This window comes from Nocardiopsis ganjiahuensis DSM 45031 (assembly GCF_000341085.1).
GTDB classification, from domain to species: Bacteria; Actinomycetota; Actinomycetes; order Streptosporangiales; family Streptosporangiaceae; genus Nocardiopsis; species Nocardiopsis ganjiahuensis.
The window spans coordinates 205,163-231,561 of sequence record NZ_ANBA01000008.1 but is presented as its reverse complement, the minus strand read 5'-3'; the positions used below and the strand labels follow the sequence as shown (position 1 = coordinate 231,561).

General features: G+C 72.2%; 25 protein-coding genes. 11 read left to right on the top strand and 14 right to left on the bottom strand.

Annotated features, from left to right (window positions below; genetic code table 11):
* Positions 1 to 4 precede the first annotated feature (4 nt).
* Positions 5 to 481 (top strand): DUF6194 family protein, encoded by a 477-nt coding sequence (locus D458_RS0109715; protein WP_017586546.1) that lies wholly within the window; start codon positions 5 to 7, stop codon positions 479 to 481.
* Positions 482 to 639: 158 nt separating this feature from the next.
* Here the strand turns inward: D458_RS0109715 and D458_RS0109710 are convergent, their stop codons facing one another.
* Positions 640 to 1,035, bottom strand: a complete 396-nt coding sequence (locus tag D458_RS0109710; protein WP_017586545.1) for a winged helix-turn-helix transcriptional regulator — start codon at positions 1,033 to 1,035, stop codon at positions 640 to 642.
* Positions 1,036 to 1,128: 93 nt separating this feature from the next.
* Between D458_RS0109710 and D458_RS36930 the strand changes: the two genes are divergently transcribed.
* The 3 genes from D458_RS36930 to D458_RS0109695 all read left to right on the top strand — a co-directional run bounded on the left by D458_RS36930 (position 1,129) and on the right by D458_RS0109695 (position 3,268).
* A complete protein-coding gene (locus D458_RS36930) occupies positions 1,129 to 1,281 on the top strand; it encodes a hypothetical protein (protein WP_017586544.1) in 153 nt (50 codons plus the stop codon).
* A gap of 11 nt (positions 1,282 to 1,292) precedes the next feature.
* Positions 1,293 to 1,931, top strand: a complete 639-nt coding sequence (locus tag D458_RS0109700; protein ID WP_026119156.1) for a DsbA family oxidoreductase — start codon at positions 1,293 to 1,295, stop codon at positions 1,929 to 1,931.
* A 194-nt stretch (positions 1,932 to 2,125) separates the two neighbouring features.
* Complete coding sequence (locus tag D458_RS0109695) at positions 2,126 to 3,268, top strand: hypothetical protein (RefSeq protein WP_017586542.1); 1,143 nt, start codon at positions 2,126 to 2,128, stop codon at positions 3,266 to 3,268.
* 185 nt (positions 3,269 to 3,453) lie between these two features.
* Here the strand turns inward: D458_RS0109695 and D458_RS0109690 are convergent, their stop codons facing one another.
* From D458_RS0109690 to D458_RS37910, 3 genes are all read right to left on the bottom strand, one after another.
* Complete coding sequence (locus D458_RS0109690) at positions 3,454 to 5,079, bottom strand: OmpA family protein (RefSeq protein ID WP_017586541.1); 1,626 nt, start codon at positions 5,077 to 5,079, stop codon at positions 3,454 to 3,456.
* 217 nt (positions 5,080 to 5,296) lie between these two features.
* Positions 5,297 to 7,060, bottom strand: coding sequence for a S8 family serine peptidase (locus D458_RS37915; RefSeq protein WP_017586540.1), 1,764 nt, complete (start codon positions 7,058 to 7,060; stop codon positions 5,297 to 5,299).
* A gap of 95 nt (positions 7,061 to 7,155) precedes the next feature.
* Positions 7,156 to 10,185: an AAA family ATPase gene (locus D458_RS37910; protein WP_017586539.1), complete on the bottom strand. Its 3,030-nt coding sequence runs from the start codon at positions 10,183 to 10,185 to the stop codon at positions 7,156 to 7,158.
* Positions 10,186 to 10,405: 220 nt separating this feature from the next.
* On the opposite strand from D458_RS37910, the gene D458_RS0109675 reads away from it, so the two are divergent.
* Positions 10,406 to 10,894, top strand: coding sequence for an anthrone oxygenase family protein (locus tag D458_RS0109675; protein WP_017586538.1), 489 nt, complete (start codon positions 10,406 to 10,408; stop codon positions 10,892 to 10,894).
* A 147-nt stretch (positions 10,895 to 11,041) separates the two neighbouring features.
* Here the strand turns inward: D458_RS0109675 and D458_RS0109670 are convergent, their stop codons facing one another.
* From D458_RS0109670 to D458_RS33275, 3 genes are all read right to left on the bottom strand, one after another.
* Positions 11,042 to 12,538 (bottom strand): FAD-dependent oxidoreductase, encoded by a 1,497-nt coding sequence (locus D458_RS0109670; protein WP_394296580.1) that lies wholly within the window; start codon positions 12,536 to 12,538, stop codon positions 11,042 to 11,044.
* Positions 12,539 to 12,624: 86 nt separating this feature from the next.
* The gene (locus D458_RS0109665) at positions 12,625 to 14,802 is read right to left on the bottom strand and encodes a molybdopterin oxidoreductase family protein (protein ID WP_017586536.1); all 2,178 of its coding nucleotides are present in this window, start codon (positions 14,800 to 14,802) and stop codon (positions 12,625 to 12,627) included.
* The gene (locus tag D458_RS33275) at positions 14,799 to 16,226 is read right to left on the bottom strand and encodes an MFS transporter (RefSeq protein ID WP_017586535.1); all 1,428 of its coding nucleotides are present in this window, start codon (positions 16,224 to 16,226) and stop codon (positions 14,799 to 14,801) included. Before D458_RS33275 ends, D458_RS0109665 begins: the two co-directional genes overlap by 4 nt.
* A gap of 429 nt (positions 16,227 to 16,655) precedes the next feature.
* Here D458_RS33275 and D458_RS0109655 point away from each other — a divergent pair, with 429 nt between their 5' ends.
* From D458_RS0109655 to D458_RS37905, 3 genes are read left to right on the top strand one after another with little or no spacing between them, the layout of a single operon-like run.
* Positions 16,656 to 17,645 (top strand): GNAT family N-acetyltransferase, encoded by a 990-nt coding sequence (locus tag D458_RS0109655; RefSeq protein WP_017586534.1) that lies wholly within the window; start codon positions 16,656 to 16,658, stop codon positions 17,643 to 17,645.
* Positions 17,646 to 17,679: 34 nt separating this feature from the next.
* Entirely contained in the window at positions 17,680 to 18,657 is a 978-nt protein-coding gene (locus tag D458_RS0109650; protein WP_017586533.1) for a phosphotransferase family protein, read from the top strand.
* 49 nt (positions 18,658 to 18,706) lie between these two features.
* On the top strand, positions 18,707 to 18,838 hold the full coding sequence (locus D458_RS37905; protein ID WP_017586532.1) for a hypothetical protein: 132 nt from the start codon (positions 18,707 to 18,709) through the stop codon (positions 18,836 to 18,838).
* Between the two features lie 46 nt (positions 18,839 to 18,884).
* On the opposite strand, the gene D458_RS36925 is transcribed toward D458_RS37905, so the two are convergent.
* Together D458_RS36925 and D458_RS0109635 are read right to left on the bottom strand one after the other, a co-directional pair.
* On the bottom strand, positions 18,885 to 19,043 hold the full coding sequence (locus tag D458_RS36925; RefSeq protein ID WP_017586531.1) for a hypothetical protein: 159 nt from the start codon (positions 19,041 to 19,043) through the stop codon (positions 18,885 to 18,887).
* A 126-nt stretch (positions 19,044 to 19,169) separates the two neighbouring features.
* Entirely contained in the window at positions 19,170 to 19,622 is a 453-nt protein-coding gene (locus tag D458_RS0109635; protein ID WP_017586530.1) for an Lrp/AsnC family transcriptional regulator, read from the bottom strand.
* Positions 19,623 to 19,740: 118 nt separating this feature from the next.
* On the opposite strand from D458_RS0109635, the gene D458_RS0109630 reads away from it, so the two are divergent.
* Positions 19,741 to 20,151 carry a DUF2000 domain-containing protein gene (locus tag D458_RS0109630; RefSeq protein ID WP_026119153.1) on the top strand — a complete coding sequence of 137 codons (411 nt, stop codon included), beginning with the start codon at positions 19,741 to 19,743 and terminating at the stop codon, positions 20,149 to 20,151.
* Positions 20,152 to 20,422: 271 nt separating this feature from the next.
* On the opposite strand, the gene D458_RS0109625 is transcribed toward D458_RS0109630, so the two are convergent.
* Together D458_RS0109625 and D458_RS36710 are read right to left on the bottom strand one after the other, a co-directional pair.
* Positions 20,423 to 20,854, bottom strand: a complete 432-nt coding sequence (locus tag D458_RS0109625; RefSeq protein ID WP_026119152.1) for a VOC family protein — start codon at positions 20,852 to 20,854, stop codon at positions 20,423 to 20,425.
* Positions 20,855 to 21,045: 191 nt separating this feature from the next.
* Positions 21,046 to 21,204, bottom strand: coding sequence for a hypothetical protein (locus D458_RS36710; RefSeq protein ID WP_017586527.1), 159 nt, complete (start codon positions 21,202 to 21,204; stop codon positions 21,046 to 21,048).
* 685 nt (positions 21,205 to 21,889) lie between these two features.
* On the opposite strand from D458_RS36710, the gene D458_RS0109615 reads away from it, so the two are divergent.
* Entirely contained in the window at positions 21,890 to 22,750 is an 861-nt protein-coding gene (locus D458_RS0109615; protein WP_017586526.1) for an alpha/beta fold hydrolase, read from the top strand.
* Positions 22,751 to 22,952: 202 nt separating this feature from the next.
* On the opposite strand, the gene D458_RS0109610 is transcribed toward D458_RS0109615, so the two are convergent.
* Complete coding sequence (locus D458_RS0109610; RefSeq protein WP_017586525.1) at positions 22,953 to 23,474, bottom strand: GNAT family N-acetyltransferase; 522 nt, start codon at positions 23,472 to 23,474, stop codon at positions 22,953 to 22,955.
* 316 nt (positions 23,475 to 23,790) lie between these two features.
* On the opposite strand from D458_RS0109610, the gene D458_RS0109605 reads away from it, so the two are divergent.
* Positions 23,791 to 24,261, top strand: a complete 471-nt coding sequence (locus D458_RS0109605) for a hypothetical protein (RefSeq protein ID WP_040702298.1) — start codon at positions 23,791 to 23,793, stop codon at positions 24,259 to 24,261.
* Between the two features lie 408 nt (positions 24,262 to 24,669).
* On the opposite strand, the gene D458_RS0109600 is transcribed toward D458_RS0109605, so the two are convergent.
* Both D458_RS0109600 and D458_RS0109595 read right to left on the bottom strand, forming a co-directional pair.
* Positions 24,670 to 25,392 carry a hypothetical protein gene (locus tag D458_RS0109600; RefSeq protein WP_017586523.1) on the bottom strand — a complete coding sequence of 241 codons (723 nt, stop codon included), beginning with the start codon at positions 25,390 to 25,392 and terminating at the stop codon, positions 24,670 to 24,672.
* 283 nt (positions 25,393 to 25,675) lie between these two features.
* Positions 25,676 to 26,374, bottom strand: coding sequence for a GNAT family N-acetyltransferase (locus tag D458_RS0109595; protein WP_017586522.1), 699 nt, complete (start codon positions 26,372 to 26,374; stop codon positions 25,676 to 25,678).
* Between the last annotated feature and the right edge of the window lie 25 nt (positions 26,375 to 26,399).

The window sequence follows — 26,399 nt, the reverse complement described above, 5'->3', positions numbered from 1 at the left end:
CGTGATGACCGAGGACGAGATCATCCGGTTCGTGGCCGGGCTGGGTGAGGTGGACGTGATGACCGCGAGCGCGGAGAGCGGGGCGCCCGAGGCCGCCTGGGGCGACTCCTTCTTCCTGTACGACCCCGACGGGCGGGCGCGCGAGCGCAGCGGCTTCACCCCGTTCGCGACCCTGGTGACCAAGGACTACCCGGGCTTCGACGGCGACTCGCACCTGGACCGGCCCGGGGTGTTCCGGGTCAACATCGCGGTGGGGCGCGCGCTGTTCGAGGAGGTGGTCGGCCACTCCCCCGCCGCGCACGCCGAGCACCGCGACGGGTTCGACTTCACGGAGCTGGACCGGTTCCTGCCGCACCCGGCCTATGCCGCGCAGGGGTGGGTGGCGGTGCTCAACCCGGGGCCGGCCACCTCCGAGCGGATGCGTGAGCTGTTGGGGCTGGCCCGGGACCGGGCGGCGAAGCGGCACCGCCCCCAGGGCTGAGCGGCCTTCGGCCACGCGGTTTCGTCCCTGCGGCCCCGCTCGCGGTGGCGCGCTGCCCAACCGAGCCGCGGCGCCGCCGGGCCCGGCCCGGTGAGGGGCGGGAGCATTTCGCGGGCCTGCGGTGTTCTACCGGGGGCCCGCCCGTGCGCGGGGCGGGGTCAGCCCTGCTGGCGGTCGTGGCGCTCGCGGGCGGCGCGGATGTCGTCGCGGTGCCGGTTGGCCCAGTGGTCCAGGGCGGTGAGCGGTTCGAGCAGGGTGCGCCCGAGTTCGGTCAGTGCGTAGTCCACGCGCGGGGGCACGCTCGCGTGCACGGTGCGTTCGACCAGGCCGTCGCGGACCAGGGCGCGCAGGGTCAGGGTGAGCATGCGCTGGCTGATGCCCTCGATGGCGCGGTCCAGCTCGCTGTAGCGGTGCGTGCGCCGGCCGAGCATGACGATGATGAGCACGCTCCACTTGTCCCCGACCCGGTCCAGGACCTCGCGGACGGGGCAGTCCTCGGGGTGGCCGGAGGGGTCGCGCTCGGTCGGGGGAACACCGGTGTTCGTTGCGGACATGAAAGTTCCTCCTTGTGAGCGGACTGTCCTGCCTGCATACTCACTGATAATAGGGTTACGCACAATATGTGTGTGTTGGTGTGAGGAGCAGTGATGAGGGCGAGCGAGGCGGACCCGGACAGGGCACCGGAACCGGTGCCCGCGCCGGAGCCGGGCGGGGACGAACAGCCCCTGCCCGTGTTCCGGGGACTGGTGACGTTGGGAACCGAGGACGCGCCCGCGTGCTCGGACGGAATCTGCTTCTGAGGGGATCGACCGTGCAGGTTGAAGTGTGGTCCGACATCGTGTGCCCGTGGTGCTACATCGGCAAGCGGCGTCTGGAGAAGGCGCTGGCGGGCTTCGAGCACGCGGACGAGGTCGAGCTCGTCTGGCGCAGCTTCCAGCTCGACCCCACCTTCCCCAAGGGGGTGCGAGAGCCGGTCTACGAGTCCCTGGCCAAGAAGATGAACGCCACCGCTGACCAGGTCAGAGGCATGACCGACCAGGTCAAGCAGGTCGCGGCGCAGGAGGGCCTGCACTACGACTTCGAGAACGGCGTCATGGTCAACACCTTCGACGCCCACCGGCTCACCCACCTGGCCAAGGACAAGGGACTGGGTGATCGGGCCCACGAGAGGCTGATGCGCGCCCAGCTGGTGGAGGCCCGCGTCCTGGACGACGTGGACACCCTGGTGGAGCTGGCCCAGGAGATCGGGCTGGACGCCGGACAGGCCCGCACCGTCCTGACCGGTGACACCTACACCGCCGAGGTCGAAGGCGACATCCGCGCCGCCCAGCAGCTGGGCGCCACCGGTGTGCCCTTCTTCGTGATGGACCGCGCCTTCGGGATCTCGGGCGCCCAGCCGCTGGAGGTCTTCACCTCCGCGCTGGAGAAGGCCTACGCCCAGAAGGTCTGACCTGGTTCGCGCACCCGGGTGATCGACAGGGGCCGGTCCGCCGTGAGCGGGCGCCGGCCCCTGCTCGTGTGCCCGGGCCCGGACCGCGATCCCCCGTGCGGGGGAGGTGGAACCACCCCTGTTGGGGAGGTGCCTGCCTGGAAGCCGGAGCAGGGTGGGGGTGAAGGTCAGTACCACCCACGAAGGAGCCGGTCATGTCCGTCCCACTCAGCGCCCGGCCAGAGCAGACGCGCTCTGGCGAGGCCCGCCACACGTTCGCGTCACGTACCCCCTACTGGGCCGCTCTGGCCTGGTCGGCCGCGGCCCTGGGCCTGGCCTTGGGATGGCTGGCCGGAGTGGTGCCCCCCGGGCTGTCCGAGTCGGGCTCCTTCGGCGGACTGCTCACCACCGAGAACCTGGGCGCGGCCGTGGCGGCCACCGCCGTGATGGGCGCGCTCGGGGTGGGGCTGGCCCTGCTCCTGCCGCGCGGTGTCCTGCCGCGCGCTCTGGAGGTGCCGGTCTGGGCGCTGATCGGGGCGCTGCTGGTGACCTACATCGATTCCACGCTGCTGGTGTGGTTGGGCTACGGCCTGATCACACCGGTGCTGGTGTGGTTCGAACCGGCCATGGGGGCCGCCTACGTCACCTACACCTTCTCCGCCGCCGTGTCGCAGGTGCTGTTCTTCGTGCTGGGTACGGGCATCTGGGCGTGGGTCCTGGTGGTCCACCGCCGACACCGCCTCCAGGCGTGCGTGCGGTGCGGGCGCGCCGAGGGCTGGACCCCCGAGGCCGAACGCGAGGTGCGGGGGCGGGCGCTGCGCACGGGCCGGATCGCGGTGGCCTGTGCCATCGCCTTGGCCCTGTTCTACCCGGCGCTGCGCATCCCGTGGCTGTTCGGGTTCTCGATGGGCATGGACGCGGAGGCCTTCCAGCGGATCCAGGCGGAGTCGGGCACGCTCATGATCGGTGTGGGTCTGGGCTCGGCCGGGATCCTGGGCGCCGTGCTCATGCTCGGCCTGGTCCAGGGGTGGGGTGTGCGCTTCCCCCGCTGGATGGTGGGTCTGGCCGGGCGCCGGGTCCCGGTTCTGTTGGCGGTGGTGCCCGCGATGCTGGTGGCGACGGCCCTGGTGGGGATGGGGCGCAGCATCGTGGTGCAGACCTGGCACGGGGGCGGGATCGAACCCGAGATGGTGACGCACCTGGTGGCCTTCGGCTCGATGCCCCTGTGGGCCGCGGCCCTGACGGCGGCCACCGCCGCCTACGCGGTGCGCCGGCGCGCCGAGTGCGGTGCGTGCGGGCGCGGACTGCCGGAGGCCTGGCCGGTGGCGGCCCCGCCGGTCCTGTCCCGGCGCCGCTGACCCGACGGCCCGGCTGTGGGTGCCCGGGCCCGGCAGTGCGGCCGCGAAGGCCGATCCCGCTGTTCAGGGCCGTGAGGGCCCGGAAACGGCGGTGCCCCGCTCCCCCTGGGGATTCTCGGGAGGCGGGGCACCGTGGCGCGCCGGTGGTCCTGGGTGCGGCCGCAGCCCGCCCCGCAGGTCTGGGGCTACTGCTGGACCGGGACCCCGGTGATCTCACCGAAGGCGCCCGCGTACAGGGTCATCTCCTCGACCTCGGGTGCGGGGGCGGGGAAGACCGACAGGGCCAGGTACTCCTCGCCCGGGGAGAGGGTGAGGATCTCGTCGGCGAAGTCCTCGTACTCGCCCTCACCGGTGCGGATGCGGATCACGTAGCGGATGATGCCGCTGTCGGGCTCGGCCAGGCGGAAGCCGCCCATGGTGCCCTCGGTGTACTGCTGGGGGCTGCCGGGCAGGGAGGCCTCATCGCCCTCGAGGTCGGCTTCCAGGTCGGACAGGGTGGAGTTCTGGAACCCCACCATCTGGAACAGGTAGGCGCCGTCGCGCACCAGCGGGTAGACGTTCAGGTCCAGGTCGTTGTGGGTGACCGTGGCGAACAGGTCCAGTTCCTCGAAGTAGGGCGCCGGGGGGCCGACGTGGCGCTTGGCGGCGTCCAGGCCCGAGTCGCCCTCCTCGGAGCCGGTGTCGGACATGGGGACCTGGTAGGTGAACTCCACGCGGCGGTTGCGGGCGCGGGCCTCCTCGTCGTCGTCCCCGCCCTCCTCGGCGAGCAGTTCCTCGCTGCCGCGGCCCTCGGTGGTCAGGGTGAAGCCCGAGCCCAGCTCCTCCTCCAGCAGTTCGCGCACGGCCTCGGCGCGTTCCTCGGACAGGGTCTGGTTGTAGTCGACGGTGCCCTTGCCGTCGGTGTGGCCGACGATCGTGATCTCCACACCCTCGCCGAGGTTCTCGCGCAGGGACTGCGCGGCCTCGTGGATGGTGTCCACGGCGTCGTCGGTGGGTTCGGCCTCGTCGAACTCGAACATGTTGTCCGCGTGCAGGGCGATGGTCTCCTGGTCGCCCGCGCGTGTGGTGGAGGCGGTGGAGCCGTCCACGAAGCTCTCCATGGACTGCACGAACTCGGTGGTGTCCAGGCCCGGCTCGGGCGGGGTCTCGGGGTAGACGATCTCGTCTTCGGGCAGTTCCCCGTTGATCACCCAGGTCTCGGGGTCGATGTAGTCGTGCACGTCGGGTTCGGGCAGCTGGGTGAACTCGTCGACGTAGCTGACGGGGATGCCGGGCACGTGGCCGGCGGTCATGCCGGTCAGGGTCAGGAACTCCACGTCCTCGCTGGGCGCGGGGAAGTAGGTGCGGATGGGTGCGGGCAGGTTCTCGTGGATGGGGACGAGGTCGCTGCCCTCGATGAAGTAGCTGCCGTAGGGCTCGCCGTGCTCCTTGTTGTCGATGGGGAGCAGGACCTCGCCCGAGACGGGGTCGACCAGCCGCAGGGGTGCGCCCGCGTAGGAGATCTCCTCGCCGGTGATGTGCTCGAGGATGTTGCGGCTGATGTCGAGCATCAGGTACTCGCCGTTGTGCTCGAGCGCGTCCACGGTGATCTCGACGGCGACGTCGTTGCCGCCCTCGACGAACATGCGGCCCTGGCGGACGAAGGGGAGTTCGACGTCCTCGGCGGAGACCTCCTGCGCCGCCTCCTCGGAGGTGGTCTCCTCCTCGCCTTCGCCTTCTCCGGGGGTCAGGTCGCGGACGAGGCCGCAGGAGCTGAGGGCCAGGCTCAGCGCGATGACCGCGCTGGTCAGGCCAAGGGCTCGGGTGGGCATGGTCGGGGGACTCCCTCGCGGTGGTGCCGTGCTCCGGCCGGGGTGCCGGGGATGTGTGTCAGCCGCTCAGACGCGCGGCGGGGCTGACTGGTTCGGGGAGTTTATCGGCTGATGCCCTGTTCGGGCCCGGCGTTGTGGGGCCGAGGACGCGGGTGCGGCCCCCGCGCCTGGGGGATCTGGCGCGGGGGCCGCTGGGGGATGTGCGGTGGGCCGGGTGTTACAGGGTGACGGTCTTGCTGAGCGAGCCGGTGGCGCCGGTCTCGTCGGTGACGGTCAGGGTGATGGTGTAGGTGCCCGGGCCGGGGTAGAAGTGCCAGGCGTCGGCGCCGCTGGCGGTGCCGCCGTCACCGAAGTCCCAGCGGTATCCGGTGATGGGGGCGTCCCCGGCGCTGGAGCCGGAGGCGTCCACCTCGCAGAAGTAGAAGAACGAGTAGCAGGCTCCGCTGAAGTCGGCGGTGGGCGCGGTGTGGTCGGGGGCTCCCACGGAGATCTGCGCCTCGGCGGAGTCGGTGCGGCCCTCGTCGTCGGTGACGGTCAGGGTGACGGTGTAGGTGCCCTCGGAGGTGTAGGTGTGCTCGGTGGTGGCGCCGGTGCCGTCGGAGCCGTCGCCGAACTCCCAGGCCCAGCCGGTGACCTCACCGGCGCTGCCGGATCCGTCGAAGGTGCAGGTCAGGGTGGTGTCGTCGCAGGAGTGGGAGAGCGAGGCGGTCGGGCCCTCGGGCGGGGTGGTCTCACCGTCGGCGGGGAAGAGGGCCGGGTCGCCCACGTCGAGCAGGGGTTCGTGGACGCCGTCGCCGGAGGTGTCGTTCCAGTCGGGGTTGCCCGCACCGGTCAGGGTGTCGTAGACGGCCAGCACGTCGGCGCGGTCGGTGGGCTTGGCCTCGCCCACGGCCAGCAGGGCCAGGCCGCCCGCGGCGTGCGGGGAGGCCATGGAGGTGCCGCTCATGCTGCCGTAGCCGCCGCCGGGCATGGTGGAGGTGATGCAGGAGCCGGGAGCGGCGATGTCGACGATGGCGCCGTAGTTGGAGAAGGTCGACAGGGTGTCGTCCTGGTCCGCCCGGCAGTTCAGGGCCCCGCCGTTGCCGCCGGGGGCGCCGTCGGAGTCGGCCATGGAGGAGACGGTGAGCACGTCGGGGTGGTTGGCGGGGAAGAAGTTGGCCGCGTCGCGGGCGCTGTTGCCCGCGGCCACGGCGTAGGCGACCCCGTCGCCGACGGAGTTGGTCAGCGCCTGGCTCAGGGCCTGGTCGGAGCAGCCCTCACAGCCCAGGCTCATGTTGGCCACACCGATCCGGTCGGCGTTGGCGGTGACGTAGTCCACGCCCGCGGCGATGCCGGCGAGGCTGCCGCTGCCGGCGGCGTTGAGCACCTGCACGTTCCACACCTGGGCGCCGGGGGCCACGCCCACCACACCGAGGTCGTTGTCGAGGGCGGCGGCGCTACCCGCGACGTGGGTGCCGTGCCCGTTGCCGTCGGTGGCGGTGTTGGGCACGCAGGTGCCGCTGGTGCAGTCGACCGAGTCCACCACGTTCAGGTCGGGGTGGGAGCCGTCGACACCGGTGTCCAGGACGGCGATGGCCACGTCGGGGACGTAGTTGTCCTGGCCGTCGATGCGGAGGTTGGGGTTGTCGGGGGCGAAGACCCGCGCGATGCCGTCGGGCACGTCCTGGTCGAATGCCTCGAAGACCTGGTCCTGCTGGACGTAGGCCACGTCGGTGTCCTGGAGCAGGTCGGCGGCCTCGGCGGCGGTCATGTCCGCGGCGTAGCCGGTCAGGGCGTGCTCGTAGACGCCCAGGGGGTCGTCCCCGTGGCGTTCGGCGACGTCGTCGGGGTCGGCGCCCTCGTCCAAGACGACGATGTAGGTGCGCTCGGCGGGGTCGGTGGTGTCCAGGAAGGCGGGGAGGTCGGGGTCTGCTGCGGCGGGCGACACTGCCAGGATCGGCAGTAAGGCCGCGGCCGCGATGAGTGCACCGAACTTGCGCATGTGTGCGGGGACCCTTCTGTGACGGGGGATGGTGGAAGGGTGGCCACCCGAGAGACATGATGTGTCGCCCCGCGGGGGCGGACCATACGTAGTCGCTACGTAGTTCGGTGCGTGGGCGGGGACCACGTAGGGGGTTCGGTTCCGGTGGCGGGGTCGGCGGGCGGGGCCAGGTCGCGGCGCGAGCGCAGGCCGAGCTTGGCCAGGGCGTTGGCCACGTGGGTCTCCACGGTGCGCGGTGACAGGTGCAGCAGGGCGGCGATCTCGCGGTTGGTGTGTCCGCGTGCGGCCAGGGCGGTGATCTCGTTCTCCCGGGGTGAGAGGCGTTCGTCGCCCGAGCCCCCTCCCCGGGCCGGGGGTGTGCTGACGCCGAGTCCGCGCAGCCGGCGGCGGACGCGTGCGGCGTCCCAGGTGGCGCCGAGTTCGGTGTACTGCTCCAGTGCGGCCTGGAGCGCGGCGACCCCCAGGTCGGGGCCGCGGCTGCCGGCGGCGGCCAGGTGGGGGCCGGCGGAGGCCTCGCGTGCCTGGGCGGCGTCGTAGGGGCGGGGCATGTCCCGGTAGGCGGCCTCGGCCTCGCCGTACAGGTGCAGGGACCGGTCGTGGTGGCCGTGGTGGTGGGCCAGGGCGGCCTCGAAGCGGACCAGGGCGGCGTGGGCGGCCGGGGCGCTTGCTCCTCTCAGTCCGGCGCGGAAGCGGGTGCACAGTTCCTGGGCCACGGCGCGTCTTCGGCTCGTCAGCAGGGCCTCCATGCCCGGGACCAGGTCGGCGGCCCACACCCAGATGCCCTTGCTGGCCACCAGGGAGACCAGGCCCTCCACCCGCTGCCAGGCGGTGTCCGGGTCGTCCTGGGCCAGGGCCAGGCGGGCCAGCAGGCCGGCGGCGAAGGCGCGCACGGGCACCGTGTAGTCGGGCAGGGCGTCGGCGGGCACGGGGGCCCCGGAGCGGCCGGAGCGGGTGAGGTGCGCCGGTCCGGGTTCGGTCGGGGCGCGCTCGGCCGGCGCGGGAACGGACGCGCCGGGGAGGCAGGCCCCGGGTCCGGTGCCGGGGGCGGACAGGATCCGGTCCAGGCGGGTGCGGGCGGTGACCGGGTCGCCGTGGGCCAGGGCCAGGGCGGCGCGCACCACGGTGAGTTCGGCGGTGACCGAGTGCAGGTGGGCCAGGCGGCGCGAGCGCAGGTCGTGTTCGGCGCGCTCGGCCAGGTCGGACCAGTGCCCGCGGTTCCAGTCCAGGAGCAGGTGCAGGGCGCGGGCGCTCTCGTGGATGTAGGGGTCGCAGGCGCCGTCGACGTCGGCCAGGTGGCGGTCGGCCCGGTCGTAGTGGCCCAGGATGACGGCGGCGTCGGCCAGGTTGAGGGAGGCGCGGGCGAACTCGCGGCGCCGGGCCAGGGCCTGAGGGCTGGTGCGCGGGGCGGGGCCCTCGGGGCGGGGCGGGGCCAGGTCCCAGGCGGTCGGGTCTCCGATCTGGGCGAGCAGGGTGGCCTGGTTGACGCGCACGGTCCGGTCCACGGCCGGGTCCTTGCTGCGTCGGGCGGCCTGGACGGCCTGCTCCATCCAGCGGCGGTGGGTGGAGACCGGGTCGGGGGTGGAACGGGGCACGGCCAGGGCGCACATGACCCGGGCGGCCAGGGCGGGGCGTGAGGAGAGTTCGGCGGCGGCCCGGACGAGTTCGCCGCGCGCGGAGCGGTTCCGGGAGGCCTGGTTGAGCAGGAGCAGGCCCAGTTCCATGCGTAGTTCGCCGCGTTCGGCCGCGGACAGGCCGGGGGTGTCCAGGACGTCGCGAAGCAGGTCGACGGTGTGCTCGGCGGAGATACCGGTCAGGGCGGCGCGGCCGAGTTTGAGTGCGAGGTCGCAGCGGCGCCGCGCGGGCAGGGAGCGGCGGGTCAGGGCGTCGCGCAGCAGGGCGACGGCGGTGGTGTCCTCGCCGCGGTCCAGGGCCTGGTCGGCGGCGTGTTCGGCGTGGTCGGTCCAGGCGTCCAGGAGTCCGGCCTCGCGGGCGTGGTGGGCCATGCGGGCGTGGGGCTGCTCGGTCTGTTCGCCCAGGACCCGGAGGCCGGCCCGGTGGAGCCGGCGGCGTTTGTCGCGGGGCAGGGCGGTGTAGCAGGCCTGGCGCAGCAGCGGGGTGCGCGGTTCCAGGACGGCCGGGCCGAGGGAGTGCAGCAGGCCGCGCCGGTGGGCGCGGGCCAGGGCCTTCTCGGCGCGGTCGGTGGGCAGGGCGGCCACTCGGGCCAGTTGGGTGTCGGTGGCGGGCCGGTCCAGGACGCAGGCGGCGCGGACCAGGCGGCGGGTGTCGCGGTCCACCGAGCGCAACCGGTCCAGGAGCCAGTCGCGCAGGGGCGCGGGGACCGGCGGTTCGGCGGGTACGGCCGGCTCTCCCGGGACGGGGGGCAGGTGGGCCAGGTGGTGCAGGGTCTCCACCGCGGCCAGGGGAAGCCCGCCGGTCCAGGTGTGCAGGCGTCGGGCGTCGGCGCCGGTGGTCTCGGCGCGTCCGGTGTCCCCCTCGTCGAGCAGGTGCCGGGCCAGGGTGTGCAGGTCGTCGGGGGACAGTGGGCCCAGGGTGAGTTCGTGGTGCCGGGTGCCGGGCGGGGTGCGGGCGGCCAGTGCGGCGAGGGGGAAGGCGTGCGGGAGTTCCTCGGGGCGGTAGGTCAGGACCAGGGTGAGGTTGGCGGGCAGCCGGGGCACCAGGTAGGTGAGCAGGTCACGGGTGGCCGGGTCGGTCCACTGCATGTCCTCCAGCACCAGGACGGTGGGGCCCAGGGCGCCCAGGAGTTCGGTGAGGGCGCGGTAGGTGCGGTGGTCTTGGGCCGCGGTCTCCACCGGGGGCGGCGGTGGCGGCAGCACGTGGCCGTGTTCGGGCATCAGGGGGGCCAGCGCGCCGCACAGCGGACTGAGTCCGGCCGGGATCGCGGCCCGGTGCAGGGCCTCGATGAGGGGGGCGTAGGGGAAGGGGTCGGTGCGGGGCGGGCAGTACCCGGTCAGCACGGTGCTGCTGGTGGTCTCGTGCAGTTCCTGGACCAGGCGGGTCTTGCCTGTTCCGGCCGTCCCTGACAGCAGGACGATGGTTCCGGGAACCGCTGCCTCGTGCAGCTGCCGTCGTTCCGTGTCGCGCCCGACGAGTGGGGGGAAGCACACACGGTCACGGTATAGGCACAGTGGGCTTCGCGGTAGAGGGAGGAAAGTTACGTATCGGCTTCGTCGGTGGTTGGTTTCCGGGCGGCCGGTTCAAGGGGTCGGTGGTGGCCCGCCGGTCCGGAAGCGCCGGCGCCCATGGCGCCGGGGCCTTGGGGGTGCTTCGATGGGCGCATGACGTGTCCCCGGAGCGGCACGGCCGAGGAAGGGCGGGCGTGTGCCCATGACGGAGATGGTGTTCGGGGTCGTGCCGGTGTTGGCCGCCGTGCTGACCGGACTCTTCGCGGGGCTGTTCCTGGCCTTCTCGATGGCCGTGATGCCCGGGCTGGCCCGTGCCGGGGACCAGGCGATGGTCGAGGCCATGCAGGGGATCAACACGGCCATCCTGAATCCGCTGTTCGCGCTGGTCTTCGTGGGTGCCCCGGTGGCGGCCCTGGGTTCGCTGGCGCTGTTCCTCGCCTCCGGTGCGCACGTCTCGGCCGCCTGGGCCGGGGCCGCGCTGGTGCTGCTCGTGGTGACGGTGGTGGTCACCTTCACCGTGAACGTGCCCCGCAACAACGCCCTGGAGCGGGCCGGCGCGGCGGAGCGGATCAAGGACCCGGCGGCGGCGCGCGCCGCCTTCGAGCCGGTGTGGGTGCGCTGGAACCACCTGCGGTCCCTGGCCTCGGTGGCGGCACTGGCCTGCTCGGTCGTGGCCCTGGTCACAGGCTGAACAGGTCTGGCGAGCCGACCGAAACCCCGGTTCACCAGGGCAGTGGCCGGCCCCGGACACCGAGGTGCCCCGTGTCCCGGATAGCTGCGGGAACGCTGCTCAGGGCAGCTCCCCCGCAGCACTCCACACGGGGACCCGTGACCCCGCTCAGCCCACCGGTTCGGTGCTGCGCCCGCCCCCCATCCCCGCCAGCAGGGCGTTGACGTCGCGCACACAGCCACCGCAACCGGTCGTGGCACGGGTGCGCTCGGCGATGCTCTCGCGTGTGCGCGCCCCGTCCAGCCAGGCCTGCTCGATGTCGTCGCGGCTGACCGCGTTGCACCGGCACACCAGAGCCGGGGCCGCACCGGCGGCGTCCTCCTGCGCTGCGGCGGTGGGCAGGCCCTGGACCAGCGCCAGCCGGTCGGCGGGCACCGGGGCGCCGGTGTCGTAGAGCTGGGACAGGGACGCCGCCGCCTGCGGGAACCCGAGCAGGACCGCGCCCACCACCCGGTCCTCGCTCACCGCGAGCTTGGCGTAGCGGCGCCCGTGCGGGTCGCTGACCGTGACCGTCTCCACCTGCGGGCCCAGCTCCTCCTCCTGGACCAGGCCGAACGCGGTGAGTTCGATGCCCTGGGCCTTGAGCCGGGTGAGCGGGCGCGCCCCCGCGTACCGGGCCTGGGGCGCCGCCCCGGTGAGCCGGCTGGCCAGCACCGAGGCCTGCTCCCAGCCGGGCTGGACCAGCCCGGCCCCGCCCCCGGGGTGCTGGGCGCAGTCACCGATGGCGTGCACGCGGGCGTCGGAGGTGGCCAGGAAGTCGTCCACGAGCACCCCGTGCTCGACCTCGATCCCGGCCTCCTTGGCCAGTTCGATGTTGCCGCGCACCCCGGCGGTGACCACCAGCGCGTCACCGGGCAGCACCCGGCCGTCGTCCAGCACCAGGCCGGTGCCGGGGATCCACCGGGAGGCCACCCGCCAGGAGTGCACGCTCACCCCCAGGTCCTCGTAGCAGTCGGCCAGTACCCGGGCGGCGCTCTGGTCGATCTGGCGGCGCATGATCCAGGGCGAGGACTCCACCACGCTGACCCGGGCCCCGCGCCCGGCCAGCCCGCGGGCGGCCTCCAGCCCCAGGACCCCGCCGCCCAGGACCACCACGGGGGCGCCGGGCCGGGCCAGGGCGAGCAGGCGTTCGCAGTCGGCGAGGTCGCGCAGCGCGGTCACCCCCTCCCCCGGCTCACCGTCGGGGGCGCTGACCCCGGTGATGGGCGGGAAGGCGGCGCGGGCACCGGTGGCCAGGACCAGCTCGTCGTAGACCAGGTGGGTTCCGTCGTCCAGGTCCACGCGGCGTTCGGCGGTGTCCAGGGCGGTGGCGCCCACCCCCAGCCGCACGCTCACCCCGGGGGTCTGGGGCACCGGAAGGCGGATCTGATCGGGGGTGTAGTCGCCCGCGACCACGCCCGAGAGCAGCACCCTGTTGTAGGCGGGCTGGTGTTCGGCGCCCACCACGGTGACGTGGACGCGCTCACCCTCGGGATCCAGGCGGGCGACCTCCTCGACGAAACGGGCGCCGACCATGCCGTTGCCCACGACCACGATCCGGCGCGCGGACGGACGCCGCCCGGGCGCGTTCGGCCCCGACGGGCCCTGCTCGGACACACGCTGCACGGTGCTCAACTACTGCCTCCTGGTGGGTGGTGTCTGTCCGGACGGCGTCGGCCGGGTGGTGCTGTGCGGGCGCGGCCCGCGCGCGTTCAGGGAGCGGATACGGGCGGCCCCGAGGGGTCGGGTTCCAGACGCACGGCACTGACCTTGAACTCCGGCATCCGGCTGGTGGGGTCCAGCGCCGGATGGGTGAGGTTGTTGGCGGCCTGGGCGCCCGCGTAGTGGAAGGGCACGAACACCGTGTCCAGCCGGGCCGTGGGCTCCAGGCGCACCCTGGCGCTGGTGTGGCCCCGGCGGGAGGTGAGCCGGGCCCGGTCCCCGGCGGCCAGCCCGGCGCGGGCGGCGGTGTCGGGGTGCACCTCCACGTACACCTCGGGTTCGGCGCCGTCGAGCTCGGGCACCCGGCGGGTCTGGGCTCCGGACTGGTAGTGGCCCATGAGCCGGCCGGTGGTGGCGATGAGCGGGAACTCGGCGTCGGGCTCCTCCGCCGCGGGGCGGTGGGCGACGGCGACGAACCGGGCGCGCCCGTCGGGGTGGGCGAAGGAGTCCAGGAACAGGCGGGGGGTGGGCGCGGCGCCCGGGAGCACCGGCCAGTGCAGGGCCTCGCCTGAGGCCAGCCTCTCGGGGGTGATGCCGGAGTAGTCGGCCGCTCCCCCGGCGGAGGCGGCTCCCAGTTCGGCCAGCACGGTGTCGGGTTCGGTGGGAAAGCGTGCGGCGGGCTGGCCCAGGCGCACGGCCAGTGCGGAGAGCACCTCCAGGTCGGTGCGCACCCCGCCCGGCGGCAGGGCGGCCCGGTTGCGGCGCAGCACCCGCCCCTCCAGGTTGGTCATGGTGCCCGACTCCTCGGCCCACTGGGCCACCGGGAGGACCACGTCGGCCAGGGCTGCGGTCTCGGAGAGCACGAAGTCGGCGGCCACCAACAGGTCCAGGGAGGACAGGCGCTCACGGACCCGGTTGCTGTCGGGGGCCGAGACCACCGGGTTGGAGCCGAACACCAGCATGGCGCGCGGCCCGCCGGGGGTGCCCAGGGCGTCGAGGAGTTCGGCGGCGCTGCGGCCCGGTCCGGGCAGGGAACGGGGGTCCACCCCCCACACCCCGGCCACGTGCTCGCGGGCGGCCGGGTCGTCGATCCTGCGGTAGCCGGGGAGCTGGTCGGCCTTCTGGCCGTGCTCGCGCCCGCCCTGGCCGTTGCCCTGCCCGGTGATGCACCCGTAGCCCGCACCGGTGCGGCCGGGCAGGCCCAGGGCCAGGGAGAGGTTGATCCAGGCCGAGACGGTGTCGGTGCCCTTGGCGTGCTGCTCGGTGCCGCGCCCGGTCAGAACGTAGGCCGAGCGGTTGTGGGCGGCCCGGCCCAGCAGGTCGGCGGCGGCGCGGATCTGGGCGGCGGGCACCCCGGTGACGAGTTCGGTGTGCTCGGGCCACCAGGCCGCGGCGTGCTCCCAGGCCCGCTCGAACCCGCTCGTGCGGGCGGCGACGTAGTCGGTGTCCACCCAGCCCTGGGCGCGGACGGCGTGCAGCAGGCCCAGGGCCAGGGCCAGGTCGGTGCCCGGGCGCGGGGCCAGGTGCAGCCCGCCGTTGTCCAGTGCGACCTGGGCGGTGGCGGTGCGGCGGGGGTCGATGACGATCAGGGCGGGCGCGGACAGGTGACCCATCATCGGCGGCATGGTCTCGGCGGGGTTGGCCCCGGCGAGCAGGACCACCTCGGCCGAGCCGACGTCGGTGAGCGGGAAGGGCATGCCCCGGTCCAGGCCGAAGGCGCGCATGCCCCCGGCGGCCGCCGAGGACATGCAGAAACGGCCGTTGTAGTCGATCTGGGAGGTGCCCAGGGCCACACGGGCGAACTTGCCCAGGGTGTAGGACTTCTCGTTGGTCAGTCCGCCGCTGCCGAAGACCGCGACGGTGTCGGGGCCGGACTCGGCGCGCAGGGCCAGCAGGCGCTCGGCGACGTGGTCCAGGGCGGTGTCCCAGTCGACCTCGGTGAAGTCGGAGTCGCGGTCCTTGCGCAGCAGGGGGCGGGTGAGGCGGTCGGGGACGGTGAGGACCTCGGTGGAGGTCCAGCCCTTGCGGCACAGCCCGCCCCGGTTGGTGGGGAAGTCGGCGGGGCGCACGGACAGGCGCCCGTCGGTCCCGGTGTCCAGGTGCATGGCGCACTGCAGGGCGCAGTAGGGGCAGTGGGTCCGCACCGAGGGGGCGGAGGCGCCGGTGCCCGGAGCCGGGGGTCCGGAGACGGGTTCGGGGCGGCCGGGGGCGGCCGGGTTCGGGTTCATCGGTGGGCCGTTCCCTGTGCGGGTGTGGAGGGGTCCGGGGTTTGTGCGGCCGGGGCCGGTGCGGCGGGGGTCGGACGGGTGCCGGCCGGGCGGCGCAGGTACACCAGGTAGGTGATGGCCGCGCAGCCAAGGTAGAACATCCCGAAAGCGGCGAAGGCGGGCGCCGTGGAGCCGGTGGCGGCGAAGGCTTCGCGGAAGGTGACGTTGATGGCCACCCCGCCCAGCGCACCGACCGCGCCGATCAGCCCGAGCATCGAGGAGGCGGTGCGCTTGGTGCGGGCCAGCGCCTCCTCACGGGGCTCTCCGGCGGCGATGGCGTTCTCGGCCCGGGCCGCGTAGATGGAGGGGATCATCTTGTAGGTGGAGCCGTTGCCCAGGCCGGTGAGGAAGAACATCACCGCGAAGGCGCCCACGAACAGCACCAGGTGGTCCGCCTGCACGGCCAGGACCAGGGCCGCGGCGCACACGGCCATCGCCAGGAACACCCACAGGGTCACGCGCGCCCCGCCCAGGGCGTCGGCCGTTCTGCCGCCGACCGGGCGGATCAGGGAGCCGATGACCGGGCCCAGTACGGCGATCGCGGCGGACTGGACGGGCTCCAGGCCGAACTGGGACTGCAGGAGCAGGCCGAAGGCGAAACCGGTGCCGATGAAGGAGCCGAAGGTCCCGATGTAGAGCACCGACATGATCCAGAAGTGGCGGTCCCTGGTGGCCGACAGCTGTGCGGGGATGTCGCTGCGCACGTTGACCAGGTTGTTCATCGAGCGCAGCGCCCACCAGGCGGCCAGCAGGATCAGCGGCGCGTAGAACAGCGGGACCAGGTACCCGGCCGAGGTCGTGAACAGGGCGATCACGGCCAGGCCCACCAGTTGGACGGTGGCCACGCCGATGTTGCCGCCGCCCGCGTTCAGTCCCAGGGCCCACCCCTTCTCCCGTTCGGGGAAGTAGGAGTTGATGTTGGCCATCGAGGAGGAGAAGTTGCCGCCGCCCACACCGGCGGTGGCGGCCAGCAGCAGCATCAGCCAGAAGGGGGTGTCCGGGTTCTGGATCAGGAAGAATGCGGCCGCGGTGGGGACGACGAGCAGGAAGGTGGACACCAGCGTCCAGTTGCGGCCGCCGAAGATCGGCACCGCCAGGGTGTAGGGCACCCGCAGGACGGCACCGACCAGGGTGACCACCGACAACAGCAGGAACTTCTGTTCGGGGGTGGTGGAGAAACCGTGCTCGGGGATCATGAACAGCACCAGCACGGACCAGATGGACCACACCGAGAAGCCGATGTGCTCGGAGAGGATGGAGGCCCACAGGTTGCGGCGGGCGACGGGGCGGCCGGTGCTGTTCCAGAACTCCTGGTCCTCGGGGTCCCAACGGGAGATCCAGCTCGGTCCGGTGCGTGGCGCTCGTGTTCCGGTCTCGGGGGTCACGACCAGGCCTTCCTGCTTGACGGCTGCTGACATAACCGAAGGTAGGGAGGGGGCGTTGCCTGAATGTGTCGGGCCGTAACACACGGGAAACACCTGCCTCACCCGGGCGTCGCGGGCACGGTGAGACGAAGGTCCACCCTAGCCGGGGCGGAGCCGTGAACCCCTCCCCCGTAAGGCTTCGCGGTGGTGACGGGGGTTTCCCGCGCAGGGGACGCGTGCCGCTGTGCCAGGCCGGGCGTTTCCATCGGGCGGTGACGCGCGCGGCCTGGTGGCCGAAGTCACAGCACCGGCGCTCGCCGCCACCCCGACGACCGGGGGTCCGGGGGCGGGGAAAGCGGTCCGGTCGGCGTGGACGACAAGATCGGTTCGTCGCCCAGGAGGGCGTCGCGGGAGCGGGACAGGACGACCCCGGTGTGGCACGGTGGCAGGGTGAGCCCTCTCGTTGAAGCCTTCGACCCCACCACGGCCACACTCTCCGACCTGGCCGCCTGGACCGTGGTGTACACCAAGGGGCAGAGTGAGCTCTCGGGCGGCGCACCCCTGACCGAGGAACTGGCCGAGCGCCTGCGCGCCGGGCGCGCGGGCGAGGCCTGGCGCTGGGCGGCCCGCGTCGCACCCCGGACCCCCGTCCAGGGGGTGGCCGAGCTGCGCCGCCAGCACCACGACGCGCGGATCGGGTTCCTGCGGCTGTTCGTGACCGATCCGGCCCGGCGCAAGGGCATCGGCGCGCAGCTGCGGGAGGCCGTTGTGGAGGAGGCCCGAGCCCGGGGTATGGACCGCCTCCAGAGCACCGTCCTGGCCGGGACACCGGGTGAGCCCTTCGCTCGGGCCAGTCCTTACCTGCGCACCCTGCTGCGGTTGGAGCTGCAGAAGCAGTACCTGGACGAGCCGACGCTGCGGCGCTGCTGGAGCCTGGCCGCCACCCCGGCCCGCGGGTACCGGCTCACGCACTGGCAGGGAGCCGTGCCCGAGGAGCTGGCCGCCTCCTTCGGCCGGGTGATGGCGCACCTGCTGGACGCCCCCGGGGCGGCCCTGCAGATGGAGGCGCGCGCCTGGGGCGTGGCCCAGGTACGGGAGTGGGAGCGCAAGGTCACCGAGGACGGGTCCCAGTTGGTGGTGGGCGCGGCCCTGGACTGCCTCTCCGACCAGGTGGTCGCGGCGACGGTGAGCACGGTGACCGGCGGCCCGGTCGCCGACCAGCACGACACCGCGGTGCTGCCCGCCCACCGGCGCAAGGGGTTGGCCAGCCGGGTCAAGGCCACCCAGGCGCTGCGGGTGCACGACCTGTTCCCGCACGTGGAGGCGATGGCCGTGACGATCAACCGGGAGAACCGGGCGATGCTGGCGGTCAACCGGTCCCTGTTGTACAAGAGCGTCAGCGAGCGGCTGCTGGTGGAGGAGAGCCTGACCGGGCACTGAATCAGCACCTGAACGGTCATGGGAAGATGCTCGCATGGTGCCAGAGCCCAGCGCGGATACCCATCCACTCGACCAGCATCGCGATCCGTCCCACGCAGCCCTGGTCCGGGGCTGGGCCGCCGAGGTGGCAGCCCGCTACCGTGGCGAGCTCACGCGGATGCGACGAGCGAACGGGTACTCGAACGCGACGTGGGTCGGTGACGGCATCGCCGTGCGGATTGCGCACACACCCGTCGACATGGCTCGTGAGGCCGCGCTCGTGCGTGCTCTGCCGCGGGAGGTCGGGCACCCGGACATCCTCGGGGAGGGCACCACCGAGGGCCACGGCTGGATCGTGACCGCGGAGGTCCGCGGCCAGAACCTGCACGAGGCATGGCCGATGCTGACACCTGCGGAGCAACGACAGGCGGTCCGTCAGCTGTGGGCCCGGGCCCAGATCGTGCACGACGCGAGTTCGTCTCTCAGGACGCATGTCGCATCGCACGGGGGTTTTGTACCGGCAACGCTCGGCGATGCCAGGGCGGCGGCTGGACGCGCCGAGGTTGCGCTGGGACTGTCCAGCGCCCAGCGGTCGCGGCTCCACGAAGTCCTCGAGGGCTACTTCCGGGCCGCACCCCTGGTCGAGCAGACCGTCAACCACGGCGACCTCGCCCTGATGAACGCCCTGTGGGACGGCGAGGTCGTCGCCTTGCTGGACTTCGAGTTCGCCGTGCTCGGTCCGGTCGAGATCGACCTGTGCCGGCTGGTGTGCGAGGCTCGCGTATCAGAGGAAGGCCAACGCGTTGATGCGGAGGCGGGTGTTGCCGCGGTGGAGATCGCCGCGCGTCATATGGATCCGGTTCATGGTCGCGCGCTCATCCACGGCGCAGCGGTTCTCGACCAGCTTCGCGACCTCGACATCTGGCTCGCCCTCGACAGCGCCGAGGAACGTGTCGAGGACTGGCGGCCGTGCCGCCTGCTCACGGAGCTGCTCGACGCCGAGGGCGGTTATCTCGCGCCGCTGCTCAGGTAACGGTCTCCTCGCAGACGAGGGTGCAGGAGCTGGTGGCGCGTCGGCCCCGGTGAGCCCGTCCAGGGCGGTGGCGGCGGCCGTGGACCGGAACAACGCGGCGATGCTGAAGCTCAACCGCTCCCTGCGCTTCGAACCGGGTGGCGATCGCTTCCCGGTCGAGGAGGACCTGACCGGGCGGTGAGGGCTCAAGGTGCCCGGGGTTCTTCGGCGGCCGTGTGCTCCGGCGCTCAGCCCTCGCTCTTCTTGGACTGGTGGGCGCCGAAGGCCAGCCCGAAGACGAGGCCGAGCGCGATGCCCAGGCCCAGGTTGTCGAACAGCATCCCGAAGACGACACCGAAGGCCAGTCCGAGCGCGAGCCCGGTGCCCTGGCTGTTCTTCTTGCCCATACGACGTCTCCCCCGACTGCTTCTGCGTGCTGGTGTCCATGATCGGACGTTTCGGCCACATTCGGGGTTCCCTCGGGACCGGGGGAGGTTTCCCGGAATCGCACGTCAGGGGCGCCTCCCCCGCTCTCAGAGGGGATCGGAGACGTGTTTGCGGGCGCTGTCGTAGATGATCTGGCTGCGGAAGGAGGCCACCTCACGGCGTTCGGTGAGGCGGTCGATGAGGAAGCTGTGCAGGGCGTCCAGGTCGGGCACGGACACGTGCACCAGGAAGTCCTGCTCCCCCGCCACCACGTAGACCGCCAGGACCTCGGGCAGGGCGAACATCGCCGCCTTGAACCCCTCGATCGCCCGGCGGCTGGGCGGACGCAGCTCCACCGACACGAACGCCTCCACCCGGCGGTTGAGCGCCCCCGGGTCGATGTCGGCGTGGTAGCCGCGGATCACCCCGCGCTGGTGCAGCAGCCGTACCCGCTCCAGGCAGGTGGAGGGCGCCACCCCGAGCTTGTGGGCCAGGGCCCGGTTGGTCTGCCGTGCGTCCTGCTGGAGTTCACGCACGATCGCCGAATCAAGTTCGTCCATACCGGGCAGTCTAGGCCGGACGCCGAATAGTGTTCGGACTCCTGTCCGTGCCGTTGTTTCTCTGGTTAGTTTCTGGGTGTTCCACACGTCAGATGAACAGGCGAACGGGGAGAAGTCCATGAGTATGTCCACGAAGCTGGTTGTCGTCCTGCGCTCGGACCTGGAGCTCGCGGTGGCGGCCAACGCCGGCGCGGTGCTCGGTCTGGCGCTGGGTGCGCGGCTGGAGAACTCGCTGGGGGCCGACGGCAAGGACGCCGGCGGCAACGTGCACGCCGGGATCAATCCCCATCCGGTGCCGACCCTGGCCGCCAGCGGTGAGGAACTGCGCCGCATCAAGGAGCTGGCGGACGAGCGCGACCTGACCGTGGTCGGCTTCAACGAGGTGGCCCGCCGCTCGCGTACCTACGTGGACTACCTGGACCGGCTCGCGGTGACCGAACCGGCGGAGATGGAGTACGTGGGAGTGGCGGTGTTCGGGCCCAAGAAGGACGTCAACAAGCTGACCGGGAAGCTGTCGCTGATCGGCTGAGCAGGAGCGGCGAGGGTCCGGGTGAGCGGACGTAAGCACAGGGTTCGGGTGGAGCAGGGCGCCCCGCCAGGACACCTGGTGCTGGTGGCCGCCCCGCTGGTCGGCGTCGAGCCCTCCGAGGACGGCGAGGACGAGCATCGGACACCCGTCCCCGCGCAACCCTCTGTTGCGGGTGGCTCGGGGTTTCGGGGGTTGAGGAACATCGGAACGAAAACCCGCGCCAAGTGCCGGATCCTGTTCCGATGTTCCTCAACCTCCGTCTTGAAGGGGTTCAGGAGAGACAGAACTCGTTGCCCTCGATGTCCTGCATCGTGATGCACGACTCGTTGACACCATCGGCGTGCTGCGTCAGCACGTGCTTCGCACCCAGAGCCATCAGCCGTGCGCATTCGGCCTCGAGTGTGGCCAGGCGCTCGTCACCCACGAGCCCGGCGCCGGCCCGCACACAGAGATGCACGCGGTTTTTGACGACCTTGCCTTCGGGGACTCGCTGGAAGAGCAGGCGTGGACTCACACCGGAGGGATCGGTGCACGCGAAGTAGATCTCATCCTCAGGTGGCAGCGAGTGGTGGTACTCCTCCCACGTGCTGAAGCCTTCGGGGACTGTCGGTACGACGTACCCGAGCACCTCGCACCAAAAAGCGGCGAGGCGCGCAGGTTCCGCGCAGTCGAAGGTCACTTGGAACTTCTTGATCGTTGACACCAGCGCAGAATAACCGGCCCATCAGGGCCGTCAACAGGGTGCTGAAGGAGCTGTTGCCCGCGCCCGGGTCCGACTCCTCTCGCCGTGCCTGGCGCACCAGCCGGGAGAGCACGCTCAGGCCGGGCAGCAGGATCTGATGTTCGAGCAGGTAGAGCACGGCCCGGTCGCGGTCCCGCTTCGTGCCGCTGGGGTCAGCTGACGCCGAGCTCGTCGGTGATCTGCGGGGACCACTGCTTCCTGTCCTTCGGAACCTTGGCCACATCCTGGATGGCCTTGCGGACGAGGTGCAGGCTGCCTGCAGGATCGTTGTCGGTTTCGCGCAGATCGGCCAGGTTCAGCTCGTAGACCATCGTGGGTATCGGGCCGAAAGGGCCCTCAGCGTCGATCGTGACTGTGTGGATCTGCGGAACATCCTCGTTGAGGAGCTCAAAAGCCCTTCCCCGACGGCCACACCAGCCGATGCCCGGGCCCAAACGATGCGATGCCGTTCTGGAGCCGCTCCTGCGCCCTGACGCCATCGAGGGGTTGGCCCCTCTTGCTCGGTGCTCGGGGCCGAGGAGGCTCGCTCCGGGATGGGGCGTGAGGAACATCGGAACAGGATCCGGCGCTTAGCGCGGGTTTTCGTTCGGATGTTCCTCAAACCCCGTTTCATGCTCACTCCACGAGACGCTTCGTTTCGCTTTCCAGAACCCTCGGTTCGTTCCCCTGCAACACACCGTCCCGCCGGGCGGACATGAGAAAAGCCCCCGCGCGACGCTTGGTCGCGCGGGGGCTTCCACATCTCACCGGACCCTGCGGATCCCCCGATACCGGCGGTCCGGCGCGGGCCGTGCGCGCTCACCCCCGTGGGCGCCGGCCCTCGCACCCGCACTGTGTCATCCCGGGGCCGAACGGCCGTGGAGGCCGTCCCCCGTGGCCCGCGGGGCGCGCAGGTGCTCTCTCCACCCCTACCCGATTCTCGGCGGGCAAACATCGGATCGGCTCCGAGTCGCTCAGAACTCTCAGAACCGGTCGTTCATGAGAGACAATCGGCGGGTGTTCGAGAACTTCACCGCTGAGCGGATCCAGGTAGGTGAAGCGTCCGTCTTCGTCCGCCATGGCGGCGAGGGCCCGCCCGTGCTGCTCCTGCACGGCCACCCCAGGACCTCCGCGACCTGGCACCGCGTCGCCCCGCGACTCCTCGAACGCGGTTTCAGGGTCATCTGCCCGGACCTGCGAGGGTACGGCCGCTCGCGTGGCCCCGCCCCTTCGGCGGACCACACCGAGTACTCCAAACGCGCGGTCGCCCGGGACCTGGTGGGCGTGATGCGCGCTCTGGGGCACGACCGGTTCGCCCTGGCCGGGCACGACCGCGGCAGCTACGTCGCTTTCCGGCTGGCCCTGGACCACCCCGGGGCGGTCTCGCGGGTAGCGCTCATGGACTGCGTGCCTATCAGCGAGCACCTGGCCCGGATCACGCCCGACTTCGCGACGCGGTGGTGGCACTGGTTCTTCTTCGCCCAGCCCGAGATCCCGGAACGGGTCATCAACGCCGACCCCGACAGCTGGTACCGCGGTGATGCGCGCTCCATGGGTCGGGAGAACTACGACGAGTGGCGCGCGGCGACCCGCGACCCGGTGGTGGTGCGAGCCATGCTGGAGGACTACCGAGCTGGTCTCACAGTCGACCGCGGCCACGAGGAGGCCGACCGGCGCGCCGGCCGACGCCTGCTCTGCCCGGCTCTGATCCTGTGGTCGCTGCGAGACGACCTCGAGGTCCTGTACGGCGACCCGGTGGAGATCTGGAAACCCTGGGCACGCGACGTGCGAGGCCAGGGCATCGACTCGGGCCACCACATGGCCGAAGAGGCCCCGGAAGCGGTCGCCTCCTGCCTGGCGGACTTCTTCAGTACCTGACGCCCGATGCTGTGGTGATCCTCCTCGGCCCCGATGACGCCGACGGCAACGCGCACACCGGGGTCAATCTCCACCCGGTGCCGACCTCGGCCGACCGGGCAGGAACGGCGCGGGCCCGCGTGCGAGTCCGGGTGGGACAGGGCGCCCCCGCCGCGGTCTGCCGTGGCGGGGGCGCCTGCTCGGCTCGACCGAACCGGCGGCGTCAGATACCGAAGGCGGCCGGGTACTGGATGGTGCCGCGCGGGGTCGCGCGCGACGGGTCCAGGGACAGGGCCATCATGGCCTCGTCCGGAACCTCGAACGGGGCGCGCACACCGAACCCGGAGGCCGGGGTGAACCCGAACCTGGGGTAGTAGTCGGCGTGCCCCAGCACCAGGACGAGGTTCTCACCCTTGGCGCGCGCGGCCTCCAACCCGGTTCGGATGGCGGCCGAACCGGCGCCGGTGCGCTGGAACTCGGGCAGCACCGCGCACGGAGCCAGTGCCAGAGCCGCGTGGCCGTCGACATGGCAGCGGGTGAACAGGACGTGCCCGACGAGGGCGCCGTCCGCTGCCTCGGTGACGATGGACAGACCGTCGATCCACGCTGCGGGGTCGGTGCGCAGGGCGTCGACCAGGTCGGCCTCGGACGGGGTCTCGAAGGCCGCGCTGTTGATCGCGTGGACAGCGGTGGTGTCAGCGCTGGTCTCGGGTCGGGTGGACCAGGCGTGAGTGGAGTCGGACAACGTGAGGACCTTTGTGTTCAGGGGTCCCGTGGTGTTGTCAGGCCGGGACCCGGAGGTGGGCAGGGCTGGGGGCGCTGCTCAGGGCGGCGCTGGTCACGACAGTCATCAATTCACCTCTGGTGGTCCGCGGGGCCGGCTTTCGACTCCGCGAGGATCAACGCTAACAGGGGTCCGGGTGTTTCCCTTGGTGAGAGCGTTCACGCCCGGACTGCGGTTTCCGGACCCCCGGTGCGCAACCGTGCGGCTGGCTAGGGCGTCTCACCCACAGGGCTTTGCCGGTGCTCGGCGGGCCCTGCGGTCACGGCGGTGCAACGGCATGGAGGGTGGCACGGTGGAGCTGTTCGAGGAAGGCGCCAAGGTCCTGACCCAGGAGATGGCCAAGGGCGGTTGGACCGTGGTCCAGGCGTGGATCACCCGGGTGTTCAGGGGCGCCGAGGCCAAGGAGAAGGCCCTGGGCGAGCTGGAGGAGTCGCGCAAGGACCTGGCCGGGGACGCGGTCTCGGCCGAGGAGGTGGAGCAGAACTGGAGGACCCAGCTGCGCCGCCTGCTGCGCGAGGACCCCGAAGCCGCCGCCGAACTGCGCGCGCTCCTGGACGAGGTCGCTCCGCGCGGTGCCGGCAACGTCACCAACATCGCCCGCGACGTGCACGGGACGCTCATCCAGGCGGGCGCCGTGCACCAGCAGGAGACCCGCTACGGGGGCGACCACATCGACATGCGCGGCATCGAGGCCGAGGGCGGTGTGATCGGTACTCAGCACAACCACGGTGACCGCCGCGACAGCTAGGTCGTGTTCCTTGGATCATTTCGGGTTCGCGGCCACCAGGCTGCCTCTCGCTGCGCCGATATCCCTCGGACAGCCAACCCCAGGCTGACCTCGCTCATCGTCTGGCGAGAGATTGCCTGGACGGCCGCTCACAGTCATCGGCGCAAGCGCCGAGCCCACCGAAAGCATCCGCGGAACACTCCCTAGCAGAGCGCGCCGAGCGAGCGAGGAGAAGCCCCCGCTGGCAGGGGTCGGCTTCCACACGCCTGCACGGGGTCCGACAGCCGGCTCTCGGTTTCACGGCGGTCGGCGCCGCGAGGACGGAGTGCCCCGACGGCGTGGGGCGGGAGCCCGAGGCGAGTGCGGGCCGCGCCCGGGAGCACGGGGCAGAAGGTCTGCGACGGCGGAGAGCGGACGCGAAAGCCCGGGTCAGGCCGGGGTGATGCCCTCGGCGATGCGCAGGACCTCTTCGGGGTCGCCCTCCGGGTACCACTCCTCGTCGATGGCCTCGTCCTCTGCCCCGTCCGGCTCCACGAACTCCTCCTCGTTCCACAGGTGAACGCTCAGGACCACACCCGGCTCGGGGCTCCAAATGGCCTCGATGCCGGTGTAGTAGCCGCCGCCGAAGGGCAGGTCCTGGACGTTCTCGCCCTCGAAGTACTCCTCGGGGGTCGACTCGTAGTAGAGCTCGAAGTAGGCGTCGACGTCGGTGAAGTCCTCGTCGCGTTCCACGGTCACGCTGAGCGGCCCGTCCGCGTAGGCGTACTGTTCCTCGATCTCACCGTTCTCGTCCAGCCAGGTCTCCAGTTCCGCCTCGTCGGAGAGCCAGGAGCGGGAGGTCGAGGCCGGGATGTCCTCCTCCGCTTCCCATGAGGTGTCGAAGGGTGTCCCGTCGGCGGACTCGGGGACGTAGCCGACCTCGTAGCCGTCGAGGTCGCCTTCCGCGGGGAAGGTGTCCTCCTCCGCGAGGTAGGGCAGGGCCTCCTCCAGGCTGATGGTCTTGGTGCGGGGGCCGGAGCACTCGCCCCAGTCCTTGGCCGGGTCGTCGGCGCTGTCGGCGAACGCCCCCATGGGGAGCAGGATCGCGGCGGTGGCGGCGCTGGCGACGATCGCCGAGCCGAGGCCGACGAGAGCGGTTCTGGTTGTGCTCATTGGGGCCTTTCCTGTCGGGGAAGGTGTTCGTCCTTCCTCTCGCCGTGGGATGCGCGGCCGGTTCCGTCCGGCCGGAAGTTCGCGGGTTCTGGCCGTTAGCGGCCAACCACGGGGGGCGAGGCCGTGGCAGGTGCGTCAAGGGCGTCGGCTCGGAGCGAGGTCTTCGGGGAGCCCGGTGGGGCCTGCCCGGTTGGCGGGGACGCGGAAGCCACCGGCACCCGGAACCACCGCGGTGGCCGACACGGAAGGAGCTGGAGGAGCCGAGCGCCGGGGCGGGACTTGCTCAACCCAGCTGCAGGCTGAGCTGCGCCCCGAGCTCCCTGAAACCCAGGGCTGCGGCCACGCGCCGTGACGGTGCCGGGCGGGCGCGCCACTGGGGAAGCAGGCCTTGGTCGAGGGCGTGGGCCACGGCGGCGGAGGCCACGGCCCGGGCCAGTCCGCGGCCGCGCTGTTCAGGGTCGGTGAGGACGCACAGGTGGGCCACCTCCTCGGGCAGCACCTCGTATCCGGCGGCGGCGATGACCGCGCCCTTTTCGGTGAGGGTGAACAGCGGGATCTCCAGCTCGGCCAGGCCGCTCTCGCCGGCCTCCTCGGGGCCGGCCTTCTCCAGCAGAGCCTCGACCGCGGGGTCTGCGGCGGACCGACGGTTCAGGCCCGGGGCGGGTCGCGGGCGGAAGTCGTCCCGGGCCAGGTAGGCCAGGGTGGCCGGGCCCAGGACGTCGGTGGCCGGCAGGGCGTCCCGCAGGACTTCGGGGTCGGTGTGCTCGGCCGGGCGGGTCCTGGCCAGCACGGCGCGCAGGGTGTCGGCGAGGTCGGCGGTGGGCGCTGTGGCCAGGGTGGTGCCGTCCAGGTGGACGATGCCGCACCAGCCCGGTGGGCACAGGAGCGAGTCCGGGACGGCGCTGACGGTGAGCGGGCCCTGCGCTCCGGCGCGGGCGAGGTGTTCCCACAGGGCCAGGGCGCGGGCGGTGGTGTCGGGCATGGGTCGGACTATGGCAGTCCGCTTT

Coding starts and splice junctions, on each gene's coding strand:
- D458_RS0109715 (WP_017586546.1), top strand. CDS start 5: ATGACCGAGGACGAGATCATCCGGTTCGTGGCCGGGCTGGGTGAGGTG.
- D458_RS0109710 (WP_017586545.1), bottom strand. CDS start 1,035: ATGTCCGCAACGAACACCGGTGTTCCCCCGACCGAGCGCGACCCCTCC.
- D458_RS36930 (WP_017586544.1), top strand. CDS start 1,129: ATGAGGGCGAGCGAGGCGGACCCGGACAGGGCACCGGAACCGGTGCCC.
- D458_RS0109695 (WP_017586542.1), top strand. CDS start 2,126: ATGTCCGTCCCACTCAGCGCCCGGCCAGAGCAGACGCGCTCTGGCGAG.
- D458_RS0109690 (WP_017586541.1), bottom strand. CDS start 5,079: ATGCCCACCCGAGCCCTTGGCCTGACCAGCGCGGTCATCGCGCTGAGC.
- D458_RS37915 (WP_017586540.1), bottom strand. CDS start 7,060: ATGCGCAAGTTCGGTGCACTCATCGCGGCCGCGGCCTTACTGCCGATC.
- D458_RS0109675 (WP_017586538.1), top strand. CDS start 10,406: ATGACGGAGATGGTGTTCGGGGTCGTGCCGGTGTTGGCCGCCGTGCTG.
- D458_RS0109665 (WP_017586536.1), bottom strand. CDS start 14,802: ATGAACCCGAACCCGGCCGCCCCCGGCCGCCCCGAACCCGTCTCCGGA.
- D458_RS0109650 (WP_017586533.1), top strand. CDS start 17,680: ATGGTGCCAGAGCCCAGCGCGGATACCCATCCACTCGACCAGCATCGC.
- D458_RS36925 (WP_017586531.1), bottom strand. CDS start 19,043: ATGGGCAAGAAGAACAGCCAGGGCACCGGGCTCGCGCTCGGACTGGCC.
- D458_RS0109635 (WP_017586530.1), bottom strand. CDS start 19,622: ATGGACGAACTTGATTCGGCGATCGTGCGTGAACTCCAGCAGGACGCA.
- D458_RS0109630 (WP_026119153.1), top strand. CDS start 19,741: ATGAGTATGTCCACGAAGCTGGTTGTCGTCCTGCGCTCGGACCTGGAG.
- D458_RS36710 (WP_017586527.1), bottom strand. CDS start 21,204: ATGGTCTACGAGCTGAACCTGGCCGATCTGCGCGAAACCGACAACGAT.
- D458_RS0109605 (WP_040702298.1), top strand. CDS start 23,791: ATGGAGGGTGGCACGGTGGAGCTGTTCGAGGAAGGCGCCAAGGTCCTG.
- D458_RS0109600 (WP_017586523.1), bottom strand. CDS start 25,392: ATGAGCACAACCAGAACCGCTCTCGTCGGCCTCGGCTCGGCGATCGTC.
- D458_RS0109595 (WP_017586522.1), bottom strand. CDS start 26,374: ATGCCCGACACCACCGCCCGCGCCCTGGCCCTGTGGGAACACCTCGCC.